The 13,453-nt window shown below is 65.5% G+C and carries 13 protein-coding genes; 4 read left to right on the top strand and 9 right to left on the bottom strand.

Annotated elements, in window-relative coordinates; translation table 11 throughout:
- Nucleotides 1–98 precede the first annotated feature (98 nt).
- Nucleotides 99–2,906, bottom strand: a complete 2,808-nt coding sequence (locus GJ695_RS19410) for a TonB-dependent receptor (RefSeq protein WP_229260290.1) — start codon at nt 2,904–2,906, stop codon at nt 99–101.
- Nucleotides 2,907–2,938: 32 nt separating this feature from the next.
- Between GJ695_RS19410 and GJ695_RS19405 the strand changes: the two genes are divergently transcribed.
- The gene (locus GJ695_RS19405) at nt 2,939–3,184 is read left to right on the top strand and encodes a hypothetical protein (protein ID WP_154367601.1); all 246 of its coding nucleotides are present in this window, start codon (nt 2,939–2,941) and stop codon (nt 3,182–3,184) included.
- Between the two features lie 130 nt (nt 3,185–3,314).
- On the opposite strand, the gene GJ695_RS19400 is transcribed toward GJ695_RS19405, so the two are convergent.
- Nucleotides 3,315–4,289 carry an alpha/beta fold hydrolase gene (locus GJ695_RS19400; RefSeq protein WP_154367599.1) on the bottom strand — a complete coding sequence of 325 codons (975 nt, stop codon included), beginning with the start codon at nt 4,287–4,289 and terminating at the stop codon, nt 3,315–3,317.
- A gap of 152 nt (nt 4,290–4,441) precedes the next feature.
- Between GJ695_RS19400 and GJ695_RS19395 the strand changes: the two genes are divergently transcribed.
- The 3 genes from GJ695_RS19395 to GJ695_RS19385 all read left to right on the top strand — a co-directional run bounded on the left by GJ695_RS19395 (nt 4,442) and on the right by GJ695_RS19385 (nt 6,434).
- A complete protein-coding gene (locus tag GJ695_RS19395) occupies nt 4,442–5,344 on the top strand; it encodes a LysR family transcriptional regulator (RefSeq protein WP_154367596.1) in 903 nt (300 codons plus the stop codon).
- A 113-nt stretch (nt 5,345–5,457) separates the two neighbouring features.
- Nucleotides 5,458–5,643 carry a hypothetical protein gene (locus tag GJ695_RS19390; RefSeq protein ID WP_154367595.1) on the top strand — a complete coding sequence of 62 codons (186 nt, stop codon included), beginning with the start codon at nt 5,458–5,460 and terminating at the stop codon, nt 5,641–5,643.
- Complete coding sequence (locus tag GJ695_RS19385; RefSeq protein WP_229260291.1) at nt 5,643–6,434, top strand: head GIN domain-containing protein; 792 nt, start codon at nt 5,643–5,645, stop codon at nt 6,432–6,434. Before GJ695_RS19390 ends, GJ695_RS19385 begins: the two co-directional genes overlap by 1 nt.
- Before the next feature lie 89 nt (nt 6,435–6,523).
- On the opposite strand, the gene GJ695_RS19380 is transcribed toward GJ695_RS19385, so the two are convergent.
- Genes GJ695_RS19380 through GJ695_RS19350 form a run of 7 tightly spaced genes read right to left on the bottom strand, consistent with a single transcriptional unit; the run spans nt 6,524 to nt 13,331 of the window.
- Nucleotides 6,524–7,171 (bottom strand): LytR C-terminal domain-containing protein, encoded by a 648-nt coding sequence (locus GJ695_RS19380; RefSeq protein ID WP_154367593.1) that lies wholly within the window; start codon nt 7,169–7,171, stop codon nt 6,524–6,526.
- Between the two features lie 9 nt (nt 7,172–7,180).
- The gene (locus GJ695_RS19375; RefSeq protein ID WP_154367591.1) at nt 7,181–8,107 is read right to left on the bottom strand and encodes a type II secretion system F family protein; all 927 of its coding nucleotides are present in this window, start codon (nt 8,105–8,107) and stop codon (nt 7,181–7,183) included.
- 11 nt (nt 8,108–8,118) lie between these two features.
- On the bottom strand, nt 8,119–9,096 hold the full coding sequence (locus GJ695_RS19370; RefSeq protein WP_154367590.1) for a type II secretion system F family protein: 978 nt from the start codon (nt 9,094–9,096) through the stop codon (nt 8,119–8,121).
- A 4-nt stretch (nt 9,097–9,100) separates the two neighbouring features.
- Nucleotides 9,101–10,447, bottom strand: a complete 1,347-nt coding sequence (locus GJ695_RS19365) for a TadA family conjugal transfer-associated ATPase (protein ID WP_154367588.1) — start codon at nt 10,445–10,447, stop codon at nt 9,101–9,103.
- 1 nt (nt 10,448) lies between these two features.
- Nucleotides 10,449–11,621 carry a CpaE/TadZ family protein gene (locus tag GJ695_RS19360; protein WP_154367587.1) on the bottom strand — a complete coding sequence of 391 codons (1,173 nt, stop codon included), beginning with the start codon at nt 11,619–11,621 and terminating at the stop codon, nt 10,449–10,451.
- The gene (locus tag GJ695_RS19355; protein WP_154367585.1) at nt 11,618–11,872 is read right to left on the bottom strand and encodes a hypothetical protein; all 255 of its coding nucleotides are present in this window, start codon (nt 11,870–11,872) and stop codon (nt 11,618–11,620) included. The genes GJ695_RS19360 and GJ695_RS19355 overlap by 4 nt, the downstream gene beginning before the upstream one ends.
- A gap of 13 nt (nt 11,873–11,885) precedes the next feature.
- On the bottom strand, nt 11,886–13,331 hold the full coding sequence (locus GJ695_RS19350; protein WP_154367583.1) for a type II and III secretion system protein family protein: 1,446 nt from the start codon (nt 13,329–13,331) through the stop codon (nt 11,886–11,888).
- Nucleotides 13,332–13,453 lie beyond the last annotated feature (122 nt).

Below are 13,453 nucleotides of genomic sequence, written 5' to 3'. Positions count from 1 at the left end.
ATTCAATAGCAAGCAATTTTTAAAATAAAAAAAAGGGCGGTGATCGCTCACCGCCCTTTCCATCACATGCCGGGGCCAGACCCCGGCATGTGCAGCTATCAGAAGAACTTGTAGCTGGCGCCGATTTTGAAGTAACGGCCGATTGCGCCGCTCGCATCCATCGGGTTGTAGCTCATGCCGCCGTAGGTCAGTGGATCCAGCGGGGCAACCTTGTCGAACACGTTGTTGATCGAAGCGAACAGTTGGAACTGCTTGTTCACGTTCCAACGGGTCGACAGGTCAACCGTGGTGAACGAAGCGATTTTGCAACCGTTCGGTGCGTCAGCACCGCTGGCCAGTTTCGATGCGCACAGGTCGCCTTCGAACAGGACGTTTTTCATGTCCGAACGGTAGTTGGCGATGGCGCTGAAGTTCCAGGCCTGGCTAGGATCCCACGATGCGTTGACGCTGATCTTGTCTTTCGGCGTACCGGCGCAGTTCGAGGTGTCGCAGTTGCCGTGGGTGCCAGCGAACTGGTAACGCACGGTGGCGGACTCGGCGCGTACCCACGATGCCACGTGGGTCCAGGTCAGGCCAACGCTGCCGCGGCCGTAGTCGCCCAGGCGCAGACGCTGTTTCACATCCAGGTCGACACCTTTGACTTCGGTGAAGCTGGAATTGCGGTAAGGCGCCTTGGTGATCAGCAGCGTGCCGCTGTTCGGGATGACTTTGCCGTCAGCACCCACCAGGTTGTTGTCGGCGCGGATCGCGGTCGGCAGCGCTGCTGCTTCGTTGTACGGCAGCGGGTTGATCTCGTCGGAACGTTTGATCTTCCAGCCGTCCAGCGACAGCGACAGGTCGTTCAGCGGATCCCACACCAGGCCCAGGGTCAGGCCTTTCGAGGTTTCCGGACGCAGGTTAGGATCGCCGATCTTCACCGCCGCGACGGAAGCCGCGCAGTCGGTCGAGGTCGCGCCTGGCAGCGGGGTGCCGTTCGGGCAGCGGATCGGATCGCGCACGGTCGAGGTGCCGGTCGATTGCGACAGGGCGCTGCTTTCCGCAGGGCCTGGCGCACGGAAGCCTTCCGAGTAGGTGCCGCGCAGGGCGAAGCTCTTCACCGGGGTCCATTTCACGCCGGCTTTCGGCGTGGTCGACGAGAAGTGGTCGTATTTGTCGTAACGCACGGCAGCCGACAGCTCGACGGTTTGCAATACCGGCGCCAGCAATTCGGCGTAGACCGCCGACACCTTGGTGTCGCCGAAGGCCGCCACGTAGCTGGCGTTGATGGTGCCGTTTTCGGTGCCAGACAGCGATGGGTTCGACAGCTTGTCACGACGGTGTTCCGCGCCGACTGCCAGGCCGAGGTCGCCGCCTGGCAAGGTCATCAGCGAGCGGGTGGCCTTGAAGTCAACGATGTCCAGCTTGGTGGTCGAATGCGAATAAGCATGGGTCACCATGGCGGCGTACAGCGAGGCCGGGTTTTTGTAGGCCTGGTCGCCGATGTAGTACGGGAAGTACTTGCTGGTCGGATCGCCCAGCGCCGCCTTGACCACCGACATGTTCAGCATATTGCTGTAGTCCAGGTCCAGCTTGGACTCGGAGTGGGTGAAGCCGGTGTCGTAGTCCCAGCCCAGTGCCGAGCCTTTCAGGCCGACCACGAAACGGGTGAAGGTGTTGTCCACGGCGCGGGTGCTTGGGCCGACGTCGAACGCGCTGTAGCGCACACGGGCGGCGGCGCCGAACGGGTTCTGCGGATGGCTTGGGGCCAGCACGATGGTGGTGCCGGCGCCGGAGCCGTAGTTGATCACGCCGGTCGGGTTGGCCGCGTTCGGCGGGAAGGCCACGGTCGGGGTGATCGACGGCGGGGTCAGCGTGAACGAGGTGTTGCGCTGCGAGTAGCCGGCTTCCGCGTAGGCCTGGGTGTTCTCGTTGATCTGCCAGGTGCCGCGGCTGTACAGGTTCACGCCTTCGATGTTCGGCTGCATGGAGCGGAACTGGTCCTGATACCACAGGCAGCCGCCTTTTGGATCTTGCGGCGACGCGGTCGACAGCTTGGAGCAGCCTGGCAGCGACACGTAGTCCAGCGTGGTCGGATTGCGGATCGCGCCGACCGGGCTGGCGGCGGCGTTGTTGTTGCCGCTGATGTAGCCGGAGGCGAACTGGGTGCCGATCGGGTAGCCGTATGGACGCAGGTCGCCCTTGCCGATGTAGGCGCGGTCCTTGCGGTCGCTGTTCATCAGCGGGTCGGATTTGAAGTACTCGGCGTTGACCACGAAGTTGTACTTGTCTTCGTCCAGGGAACCTTTACCGTAGGTGACCGATGCCTTGTGCTGCTGGGCGTCGCTGTAGCGCGAGGCGCCGGTGTCGGCCTTGAAGGTCAGGCCGGTGAAGTCCTTGCGCAGGATGATGTTGACCACGCCGGCGATCGCGTCGGCGCCGTAGGTGGACGAGGCGCCGTCCTTCAGGATCTCGATGCGCTCGACGATCTGCATCGGCACGGTCGACAGGTCGGTGAAGCTCTTCTGGCCGTCATCGGCACGGGCGAATGGCGCCATGCGGCGGCCGTTCAGCAGCACCAGGGTCGAGGTCGCACCCAGGCCGCGCAGCGAAATGGCGGTCGAACCAGCGGCGAAACCGTTACCGAAACCGGTCGGCAGCGAGCCGGCGCCGTCAGCGGTCAGGGTCTGCAGGTAGTCGGCCACGGTGGCCTTGCCCGACTTCATCAGGTCATCACGGGAAATCACCTGCACCGGCGATGCGGTCTCGGCGGTTGCGCGCTTGATGCTGGAACCGGTGATCTCCACGCGCTGGATTGGCGCCTGGGCTTCCTGTGCTTGAACCTGGGCCATCATGCCCAGCGTGGCGATGGCGAGACCGCCTGCAAACATCTGGCGCACCGAACGCGCCAGTACTGTTTCTTTCATCATGAACTGCTCCCTGAAGTGGCTTTTTGTTTTGAATGGTGATTGTTGAGAAATGCAATTTTTCTCAAGCGGGATCATGGAAACACCCGTCGAAAATTGCGTCAATGCGGGTTTCTTCCACATCCTCGGTCAACAAGCCCATCGCCACTGCCAATGTTGCAAAACCACAACAAGGTAATTTTCAGCTTCTTACGGCGATCTCCCGGCAATATGAATCTAACTTAACGATTGGCGACGCCGCCACGGCGCGCCGGCAGCGCGCCCGGGCGGCCGCAAAATAAACATCTTGCAATTTGAAATTGTGCGCTGCAAACCACACTTTACGAACAGTTACAAGGACCAATGCGTAAATTAATGTATCGCTATGCATGGTTATGTAAAAAAAGGCCCCGGATGGGGCCTTGGCGGGGATTACGACTTGGCGAAGGCCAGGAAGTCGGCGTGGAACTTGTCCTTGTGGGTCTCGGTCAGGCCGTGCGGCGCCCCCGGGTAGGTGATCAGCTTGGCGTGCTTGACGATCTGGGCCGAGGCGCGGCCGGCGGCGTCGATCGGCACGATCTGGTCGTCTTCACCGTGGATCACCAGGGTCGGCTTGTCGAACTTTTTCAGGTCGTCGCGGAAGTCGGTTTCCGAGAACGCCTTGATCGAGTCGTAGGTGTTTTTGAAGCCGCCCTGCATGCCCTGGGCGTACCAGGCCTGGATGATGCCTTGCGACGGTTTGGCGCCCGCACGGTTGTAGTTGTAGAACGGGCCCGACGCCAGATCCAGGTACAGCTGGCCGCGGTCCTTGACCGAGGCGGCGCGGATGCCGTCAAACACTTCGATCGGCAGGCCGCCTGGGTTGTCGGCGGTTTTCAGCATCAGCGGCGGCACCGCCGAGATCAGGCCCAGCTTGGCGATGCGCTTGGTGCCGTAGCGGCCCACATAGCGCGCCACTTCGCCGCCGCCGGTCGAGAAGCCGGCCAGGATGATGTTGTTCAGGTTCAGCGCTTCGATGACCTGCGCCAGGTCGTCGGCGTAGTGGTCCATGTCGTTGCCGTCCCAGGGCTGGCTCGAACGGCCGTGGCCGCGGCGGTCGTGGGTGATGACGCGGAAGCCGTTATTGGCCAGGAAGAACGCGGCCGATTCCCAGCTGTCCGAGCTCAACGGCCAACCGTGGCTCAGGACGACCGGTTGGCCGCCACGCGGGCCCCAGTCTTTATAGTAGATCTCGACGCCGTCGCGGGTGGTGATGGTGCTGGCGGTCTTGCTGACCGGGCCGCCCTTGGCGACCGCGGCTTGCGCGTCGGCGGTGCCCAGGGCGGCCAGCGGCAGGGCCACGGCGGCGGCGACAGCGCCAGCGGAGTTGAACAGTGCGTTGCGACGGGACAGGTTGGCGGTGTTCATGATGTTCTTCCTTATAGACGATGTATAAATAACCAGTGGTGTGCTACAGTCGTTTCGTTCTGCAGCTGCGATGGAATGCATCTTAGCCCTCGCCCAAACTTTGCGGAACAGACAACACTGCAAGGCCACTTTGCAAAAATGCAGCCCCCGATATGCCCACTAGCAACGACTTCGACTGGAACGACATCCCGCTGATCCTCGCGCTCGCCCGCAGCGGCAGCATGAGCGCCACCGGCCGCCAACTGGGCGTGGACGCCTCGACCATCAGCCGCCGCATCGCCGCCGCCGAAAAGGCGCTGAAGCTGCGCCTGTTCATCCGCGACAACACCGGCTACCAGCTGACCGACGCCGGCCAGGTCTTCGTCGAGCACGGCGAAGCGGTGTACGGCAATGTCCAGAGCATGCTGCAAGCCTCGTCGCAGGAGGCCGACGCCACCGCCGGGCCGGTCAACCTCACCTCCATCGATTTCCTGTTCGACTACTGGCTGCTGGAACACGTGCCCGCCCTGCACGCCCAGCATCCGCACCTGCAACTGACGCTGCAGGCGGAAAACCAGAATCTCTCCTTCACCCGCCGCGAAGCCGACTTCGCCCTGCGCCTGGGCAAGCCCGGCGAGGATGCGGCGCTGGTGATGCGCAAACTGGGCGAACTCGGCTTTGCCGTCTACGGCCACCCGAAGTTCGCCGACACGCCGCGCGCCTGCTGGGGCACGCAGCCGTGGATCGCCTATGACGACGCGCTGGCCGGCACCGCCGAGATGCAATGGCTGGCCGGCATGAGTCCGCAGCCGCGCAAAGTCCTCAAGGTCAACAGCCTGAGCACGATGGTGCGCGCCTGCCGCGCCGGCGTCGGCATGGCGCTGCTGCCCTGCAGCATGGGCCAACAGGAAGGACTGCAGCGCATCGGCGCCAAGGTCGAGGTGCTGCGCGACATCTGGCTGCTCAGCCATCGCGACGCCGGCAGCATCGCCCGCTTCAAAACCGTGTCCGCCTGGCTGTCCGGCGTGTACGCCGCCAGCGGACACCTGCTGTGCGGCGCGGATTCGCACCCTTAAAACGCATCCTGTCCCCCGTTTTTTGCAGTTCGTCACATCCCGGTGGATGGACGGTTAGCCCTTGTCTATAGTTCACTCAACGCAACGAACCAACCCCCCACAAGGAGCTCAAAATGAACATCGCAAAAAACATGGAAGCCATCTTCGTCGCCGCCATCGTCATCGCCAGCGCGACTTCCTTCGCCACCGCCGCCGTCGAGGCGCCGGCAGTCATCGCCGTCAAAGCGGAAGCGACCACGATGCCTACCGTGACCGTCACCGCCAAGCGCCTGACCGCCGAAGAAAAAGCAGCCCTGTAATGCCAACCACGACGGAGCGCATGATGAAAACCTACCTGAAGGCCGCGATGCTGGCGGCGGCACTGAGCAGCGGCGCACACGCCGCCCTGGCCGACGACAGCATCAGCGAGAGCCGCAGCGTCGATGCGCGCACCGTCAAGGTGGAACTGGACGGCGTGATCAGCATCAAGGTCAGGCAAGGTCCGGTCGCGGGGCTGACGATCTACGGTGAACCGGAAGCGATCAGGAAAGTGGTGGTCGAACAAAGCGGTGACACGCTGCACATCGGCACCAGGAAAATGAACACGATTAACTTTGGCAACAAGCGCGAACTGCGCGCCGAACTGACGCTGCCGACACTGCGCGCGTTGACGTCCGGCGGCGTGGGCGCCACCGAAGTGAGCGGTTTTAACGGCGACAGTCTGCGCCTGGCACTGGAAGGTGCGGGCTCGGTGAAGGTCGACGCACAGTATCGCAATCTCGACGTGCGGCTGGGTGGCGTGGGCGGCATGACCGTCAACGGCGGCAGCAGCGACAACGTCGAGCTGCAACTGAACGGCGCTGGACGGATCGAGATCATCGGCCAGGCCAAACAACTGCACGCCAGCCTTGGCGGCGTGGGCAGCCTGGACGCGGAACAGCTGCGCGCCGACGCCATCGACGTCAACATGACGGGCCTCGGCAGCGCCACGGTGTATGCGAAGACCAGCGCCAATCTGAAATTAACCGGCATGGGTTCGGCCAAGGTGTATGGCAACCCGGCCAGTCGTAACGCCAGCGCCCGCGGCATGGGCAGCGTGAGCTGGCAGTAAGGAATGCGCCGGTGTGAGCACCGGCACAGCAGGAAACACATGGGTGTGTTTTTTACCGTCCGGGAGGCGATCCCTCCTGGACGGTTTTTTTATTTCAGCGCGCCGATGTCGTGGCCAAGCACGATGCGCAGGTCGGCGTAGGCCGGTGCGGCGCGACGCTGCTGCAACGGCAGGCCAAGCCGCTTGCCGAGCGCCTGCGCCGTCGCCTGCTGCGCGCGTGGATATTCGATGCGGCTGAGCGGCACCACGAACGGCCGCAGGTTCGACAGGCGCACGGTCTTCACGCCGTCCGCCTCCAGCACGCGCGCCAGCCGCGCGGCGGCGCCGACGACGCCGTTGCCGTTGCTGATCTCAAGCCGCACCGGCATCGGCGCCGGTGGCGTCCCGCTGCCGCCGGCCGAGATCCGCTGCACCTCCACCAGCGCCGGGCCGAGGCGTCTGACCTGCGTGCGCGGCACATCGGCAAGGGCTGCGTCGCGCGCCTGCTTCATGATGGCGTAGTCCTGCCGCACATCGTGCCGGCGCAGCGAGGCTGCCTGCAGATACATGGCGGCGGCGCGTTCCCGCTGCCCTGCCGCCGACAGCGCGGCGGCCAGTTGTTCCCACGGCGCCGGATCGAGCGGCTCGCGCAGGCACGCCCGCTCCAGCGGCGTGAGCGGATCGTCCATCGCCTGTTCCACGCGTGCGCCGCTGCATGCCGCCAGCAGAACGCCCGCCGCGAGAAGTAGTTTCTTCATCGTGAGCTCCTAATGCGCCTGTATCATGCGGAAGACCTGGATGCCTGCGGGCCCGATCAGCACCAGCATCAGCGTCGGAAAAATGCAGAAGATCAGCGGAAACAGCAGCTTCAGCGCGATCTTGGCGGCGGCTTCCTCGGCCAGCACGCTGCGCTTGCTGCGCAGGTTGTCGGAATGGATGCGCAGCGAATCGCCCATGCTGGTGCCGAAGCGCTCCGACTGGATCAGCATCGCCACCAGCGTATCCACATCCTCCACGCCGCTGCGCAAGGCCAGGTTGCGCAAGGCGCGTTCCTTGGTGAAGCCGGCGCGCATCTCCATCAGCACCAGTTGCAGCTCCTGCGCCAGCGCCATGCTCTTGATGTGAATCTCGCCCGCCACCTTGGCCAGCGCGCGCTCCAGGCTCAGGCCCGCCTCCACGCACACTGTCAGCAGATCCAGCGCATCGGGGAAATTCTCGAAGATCTCACGGCAGCGCACTGCCGCCATATGCGACAGCACCGCATTCGGCAGGTAATAGCCGATACCCGCCACCAGCAGCAACAGGTACAGGAACAGCTTGTGCGCCGACTCCAGCGTCAGCAGGCCGCATAGCGCCAGGGCCGAAGGCAAGCCCAGGGCCAACAGCGTCTTGGCGGCGAAATACAGCGACGGCGCCGCAGCGCTGCGCCAGCCGGCATTCATGAAGCGGGCGCGCAGCGGCGACCTTTCCCAGCCCTGCTCCGGCAGCGACAGGCGCGAAAACGGTTGCGCCGCTTGCGCCACCTTCTCCACCCAGCCGCCGCCCACCGGATCGGGCGCCGCCTCGGTGGGCTCCACCACGTCGCTCAGGCGCTCGCGCAGTGCGATCGGCGAGAACATCATCAATGCCGCCACCGCTATGCCGGCAGCCACCAGAAACACAATCGCCAGGAACAGAATCTGCGCGCCATCCATGCCGTTCTCCTTCACACGCGGATGCGTATCAGCTTGCGCATCCACAGCACGCCCAACATCGCGACCGCAAACGCGTACCACATCAACTTGACGCCGACAGGATCGGTCCACAGCACGCTCACATACGCCGGATTGGACAGCGTCATCAGCAGCGTCACGCCCAGCGGCAGCAGACCCAGTATCCAGGCCGACATGCGGCCTTCGGCTGACATCACGCGCACCTGCGCCAGCAGCTTCAGGCGCGAACGGATCAAGCGGCTGATACTGCCGAACACCTCGGCCAGGTTGCCGCCCGATTCGCGCTGTATCAGCACCGCGATCACCAGGTAGCGCAGGTCGGTCAGCGGCACGCGCAGCGCCAGGTTGTGCAGGGCTTCGTTCATCGGCACGCCGTAGTTGATTTCCTCGTAGGCGAACTTGAATTCGGCGGCGATGGGATCGGGCAGCTCTTCGCCGACCATTTGCATCACGTTGGCGAAGGAGTGGCCGGCGCGCAGCGCGCGCGCAAGGAAATCGGCCGCTTCCGGCAACTGTTCTTCCAGCTTGCGCAGGCGCGCGCCGCGTATGCGCAACAACAGCAGCCATGGCAGGCTGGCGACCAGCGCCAGCATGCCGGCGGCCGGCAGGAACGGCATGCCGATCATCCGCGGCAGCAGCAGCCCGGCGATCACCATCGCCAGCGCTGCGCCGAGGAACTGCGCCACCGACCAGCGCACGCCGGCCTGCATCAACAGGCGGTCCAGAGACGCCAGCCTGGCAACGCGGCGCAGCAGCTTTTCCAGCGTCGGATTGCTGCTGTAGCTGCGGCGCTTGAGTATGTCGATACGTTCGATGCCGCCATCGCCGGCGCCGGCCATCAGCCGCAGGCGCTTGGCGATGCGGCGCGCGGCGCGGCCGTGCGCACCGGACCACCACAGCCAGGCGCCCTCCAGCATCAGGATCACGGCCGCAAACAGCAGCACGGCGAAAGCGGTGAAGATGCTGTCCATGGCGTCACTCGTAGATCTTGTCGGGATCGAACACGCTGTCCGGCACCGCCACCCCGAACATGCGCAAACGGTCGGCAAAGCGCGGCCGCACGCCGGTGGCGTAGAAGCTGCCCTGCACCGCGCCGCGCGCATCGACACCTTTTTGCTCGAAGCGGAAAATCTCGTGCATGGCGATCACCTCGCCCTCCATGCCGGTGACTTCCTGCAGGCTGACCAGCTTGCGCGCGCCGTCCGTCAGGCGCGACACCTGCATCACCACCGTGACGGCGGAGCAGATCTGCTGGCGCGTGGCGCGCGGCGTCAGGTTCACGCCGGCCATGCCGACCATGTTCTCCAGCCGCGACAAGGCGTCGCGCGGCGTGTTGGAGTGGATGGTGGCGAGTGAACCTTCGTGGCCGGTGTTCATCGCCTGCAGCATGTCGAGCGCCTCCGGTCCGCGCACCTCGCCGAGGATGATGCGGTCCGGCCGCATGCGCAGCGCATTGCGCACCAGTGAGCGCTGATTCACCTCGCCCTTGCCCTCGATGTTGGGCGGCCGCGTCTCCAACCGCACCACGTGCGGCTGGCGCAGCGCCAGCTCCGCCGCATCCTCGATGGTGACGATGCGCTCGTGCGCGGGAATGAAGCCGGACAGCACGTTCAGCAAGGTGGTCTTGCCGGAGCCGGTGCCGCCGGAGACCAGGATGTTGATCTTGGCCTGCGCCAGCGCCTGCAGCACCTGCACCATCGGCGGCGTCAGGCTGCGATACTCCAGCAGGTTCTCGATGCTGAGCGGGTTGACGGCGAAGCGGCGGATCGACAGGATCGGCCCATCGATCGCCAACGGCGGGATGATGGCGTTGACGCGCGAACCGTCCGGCAGCCGCGCATCCACCATCGGACTGGATTCATCCACGCGCCGCCCCACGCGCGAGACGATCTTCTCGATGATCTTCATCAGGTGCGCGTTGTCGTTGAAGGCGACTTCGGTCAGTTCCAGCTTGCCGGCGCGTTCGACGTACACCCTGGCCGCCGTATTCACCAGGATGTCCGACACGCCGGGATCGGCCAGCAGCGGTTCCAGCGGGCCGAAGCCCAGCATCTCGTGCTGGATGTCGAGCACCAGATTGTGCCGCTCGTGCTGATTGAGCACGATGCGCTCTTCCTCGATGATGCGCTGGACCAGCAGCGCCAGCTCGTGCTTGAACTGCTCCGGCGTCAGGCGTTTCAGGCGTTCCAGGTCGATGCGGTCGAGGATGGTCTGGTGCATGCTCTTCTTCAGCTCCTGGTAGGCCGCAGCGGCCAGGCCCGGCGGGCCGTTGGCGCTGTTGCGGCCCTCGTCTGCGTTGGACAGGCGTTCGCGTAAGCTCATCTCATCCTCCATCGTTGCGGCCGAAGATACGGTCGAACAGGCCCTTGCTCTCGGCGACGCGGCGCGCCGCCACCAGTTCCACCAGTTCCGCCAGGCTGCGCGCCACCGCGCTGCTGCGCGAGAGTTGCAGCACCGGTATGCCCTGGTTGACCGAGTCCGTCGCCGACAGGTAATCATTGGGCACCGTGTGCACCACGTCCGCGCCCAGCGCCTGCTCCAGATCCATCAGGCGCAGCTTGCCGCCCTTCTCGTAGCGGTTGACGATCAAGCGGGTGCGCTCGCTCGGATAGCCGAGCGAGCGGAAAATATCGAGCAGGCGGCGGCCGTCGCGGATGTCCGGCAGCGCCAGTTGCAGCACCGGGTAGATGGTGTCCGCCTGGTCCAGCGCGCGCAGCGAGATGGCGTCGATCTGCCGGCCCACGTCGAGGATCACGAAGTCGTAATGCTGGCGCGCCACGCGCAGAATGCTGTCCATGTGCTCGGGCTTCATGTCGACCGTGCGGTTAGGATCATCCGCCGCCGCCAGCACGCCGAAGTTGGAGGCCACGTGCACCAGGCAGGAGTCGAGGAAGGCGCCGTCCATGCGGCTGATCTGGGCGCAGATATCGGACAGCGTCATCGCCGGCTTCTGGTCGGAGACGTACAGCGTGGCGTCGCCGAACTGGCCATGCAGGTCGATCAGCAGCACCTTCTTGTCGGCCAGCGCCGCCAGCGCGAAACCGAAATTGGTCGACAAAAAGGTCGCGCCGCTGCCGCCCTTGCAGGAGATGAAGGCCAGCACCTTGCCTTCGCGGACGGGACTCAGGCCCGCCGCCACTTCGATGCGGTCCATGGCCTCGTGGAAGGCGCGGTGCACCAGCGGCAGTTGCAGCACCTCGCGCATGCCGGCGCGCATGGCGCGTATCAGCAGATCCTGCTGCGGATCGCGCGTCAGCAGCATGAAGGAAGCACCCGGATACTGTTTGCTCAGGCGTTCAACCAGCTCGCCCTCCTCGGCCGCGATGTCGCTGGCGTCCAGCACCACCAGCTCCGGCATCTCCGGCAACTGGCGTTCGACGGCGTCGCGCAGGCCGTTGCGCGACGCCACCAGCTGCACCGCAGGCATGCGCGCCGAGCCTTGCGCGGCGATCTCCGCGTGCAGCAGGCTATCCTTACTGACCATGAGCGCTTTCATTTGGCGCTCCCGCTCATGATGGGCGCCTGCGGCTGTTCGCCGCTGGCTTTGTGATAGCGCTCGTAGGCGGCGCGCGCGCTGCGGCCGTCCATTCCGTCCACCGGATCGGTGTTGGCGCCGGCGTCCGGATGCAGGATCTGCTGCGCCAGCGTCAGGCGCGTGTCGACGCCGAAGCGGCTGTCGAATTTCGGCGTGGTGTCGGCACAGGCGCACAGCGCGGCTGCCGCCAGCAGGATCAAAAGATGGCGCATGATGGTTCCCTGGTTATTTGCGTTCCGTACCCGGCTCCGGCGGCGGACCTTCCTGCCGGCCGCCGAGGAACAGGCCTGCGCGGCTGGGCAAGGTCACGCCGTCCGTGGGCAGCCGGTAGCCGGCCGGCAGCGGGCGCACCAAGTGCGGGGTGACGACAAACAGCAGCTCGGTGCGGTCCTGCTGGAAGTCTGTGCTGCGGAACAGCGCGCCCAGGATCGGCACTTCGCCCAGCACGGGCAGGCCGTGGATATTCGAGGTGGCGCTGTTTTTAATCAGCCCGCCGATGGCGAAGCTTTGGCCGTCGAACAGTTCGACCGTGGTGGCGGCGCGGCGCGTGGTGAACAGCGGCAGGATCGAGGTGCCGGAAATGCCGGACGCGGAGATGCCGATGCCCTCGCGCGAAATTTCGGATACTTCCGGCGCCACGCGCAGGTTGATGCGGCCGCCGGCCAGCACGGTGGGCGTGAAGCGCAGGCCGACGCCGAACTCCTTTTCCTCCAGCGTGATCTTGTTGTTGTCCTGCGCGACCGGGATGAAGATGCGGCCACCGGCCAGGAAGCTGCCCTCCTGGCCGCTGATCGCCATCACCGTCGGCTCGGCCAGCATGCGCACCAGCGCATCCTGCTTGTCGGCGGCGATGCCGGCCTGGCGGCCGCCAGGCTTGCCGATATTGAGCAGGCCTTTCAGCGTACCGCTGACAAAGCTGGTGTTCAGCGCGCCGGCCCAGCTGCCGCCGCCGAAGCTCAGCGCCACATTCGCTTCCAGGCTTTCCAGCAGCGACTTGGAGACTTCGGCGATTTTCACCTCCAGCATCACCTGCTGCGGCGCGCCGATGTTGAGGAAGTTGACGATGCGGGTACTGGCCTGCGCAGCGACGGCGCCGGCGTTCTGCATCGCTGCGGCGTCTTCGCGCCGGGCGCCGTCCAGCGCCTGGGCCGGACGGCGCACGAAGGCGGTGGCCAGCTCCAGCACGCGCGCGGCGGTCGGCGCATCGTCGACGGTGCCGCTGAGGACCAGCGTGTCGCCGGCGGCGCTGACCTGGATCTCCTTCTGGTCCGGCAGCAGCGCGGCCAGCGCCTGCTGCAAGGCGCTGGGATCGATACCGACCACCACCTCGATCACGTTGCACAAGCCGCTGCGGCCCTGCACGATCATATTGCTGCTGCCGATGTCGACACCCACCACGTACAGCGTGTCCGGCGCCACCAGCATGGCCTGCAGCACGGCGGGATTGCCGACGCTGCGCGCCTGCACCGCCTCCGGCATGCGCACCAGCGTGGACTTCCCCAGTTGCAGCGACAGGCTGCCCGGCTGCGCCGCCTGGCCGGTGCAGCGCAGGCCGGCAACCTCGCCAGACGTTGGCGCCGGTGCCGGTGCCGCAGCTCGCAGCGGCGCGGCCGGCGTCAGCGCAAGCGCGGCGGCCAGCGATAGCGCCCAGGCGTGATGGCGAAAGTCCATGGCGCGCTCACAGGCATTCCTGCGTGCGCTGCACGCCCGCGATCACGCCCACGCAAGCCCGCGCACGCGGTGCGGCGGTGGCGACCTGCACCCGCGGCCTGGCCGGCGCCGGTGCTTCGGCA

Origin of the sequence: Duganella alba, from assembly GCF_009674495.1 — a bacterium.
Classification (GTDB): Bacteria; Pseudomonadota; Gammaproteobacteria; order Burkholderiales; family Burkholderiaceae_D; genus Rugamonas; species Rugamonas alba.
The sequence above is the reverse complement of the archived record's forward strand: the minus strand, read 5'-3'. Positions and strand labels throughout refer to the sequence as shown.

Excerpts from the sequence above, each read along its gene's own strand:
- GJ695_RS19405 (WP_154367601.1), top strand. The coding sequence starts at position 2,939 with ATGGTGATTGTTGAGAAATGCAATTTTTCTCAAGCGGGATCATGGAAA.
- GJ695_RS19355 (WP_154367585.1), bottom strand. The coding sequence starts at position 11,872 with ATGCGCCATCTTTTGATCCTGCTGGCGGCAGCCGCGCTGTGCGCCTGT.
- GJ695_RS19360 (WP_154367587.1), bottom strand. The coding sequence starts at position 11,621 with ATGAAAGCGCTCATGGTCAGTAAGGATAGCCTGCTGCACGCGGAGATC.
- GJ695_RS19395 (WP_154367596.1), top strand. The coding sequence starts at position 4,442 with ATGCCCACTAGCAACGACTTCGACTGGAACGACATCCCGCTGATCCTC.
- GJ695_RS19365 (WP_154367588.1), bottom strand. The coding sequence starts at position 10,447 with ATGAGCTTACGCGAACGCCTGTCCAACGCAGACGAGGGCCGCAACAGC.
- GJ695_RS19350 (WP_154367583.1), bottom strand. The coding sequence starts at position 13,331 with ATGGACTTTCGCCATCACGCCTGGGCGCTATCGCTGGCCGCCGCGCTT.
- GJ695_RS19380 (WP_154367593.1), bottom strand. The coding sequence starts at position 7,171 with ATGAAGAAACTACTTCTCGCGGCGGGCGTTCTGCTGGCGGCATGCAGC.
- GJ695_RS19375 (WP_154367591.1), bottom strand. The coding sequence starts at position 8,107 with ATGGATGGCGCGCAGATTCTGTTCCTGGCGATTGTGTTTCTGGTGGCT.
- GJ695_RS19385 (WP_229260291.1), top strand. The coding sequence starts at position 5,643 with ATGCCAACCACGACGGAGCGCATGATGAAAACCTACCTGAAGGCCGCG.
- GJ695_RS19400 (WP_154367599.1), bottom strand. The coding sequence starts at position 4,289 with ATGAACACCGCCAACCTGTCCCGTCGCAACGCACTGTTCAACTCCGCT.
- GJ695_RS19390 (WP_154367595.1), top strand. The coding sequence starts at position 5,458 with ATGAACATCGCAAAAAACATGGAAGCCATCTTCGTCGCCGCCATCGTC.
- GJ695_RS19370 (WP_154367590.1), bottom strand. The coding sequence starts at position 9,096 with ATGGACAGCATCTTCACCGCTTTCGCCGTGCTGCTGTTTGCGGCCGTG.
- GJ695_RS19410 (WP_229260290.1), bottom strand. The coding sequence starts at position 2,906 with ATGATGAAAGAAACAGTACTGGCGCGTTCGGTGCGCCAGATGTTTGCA.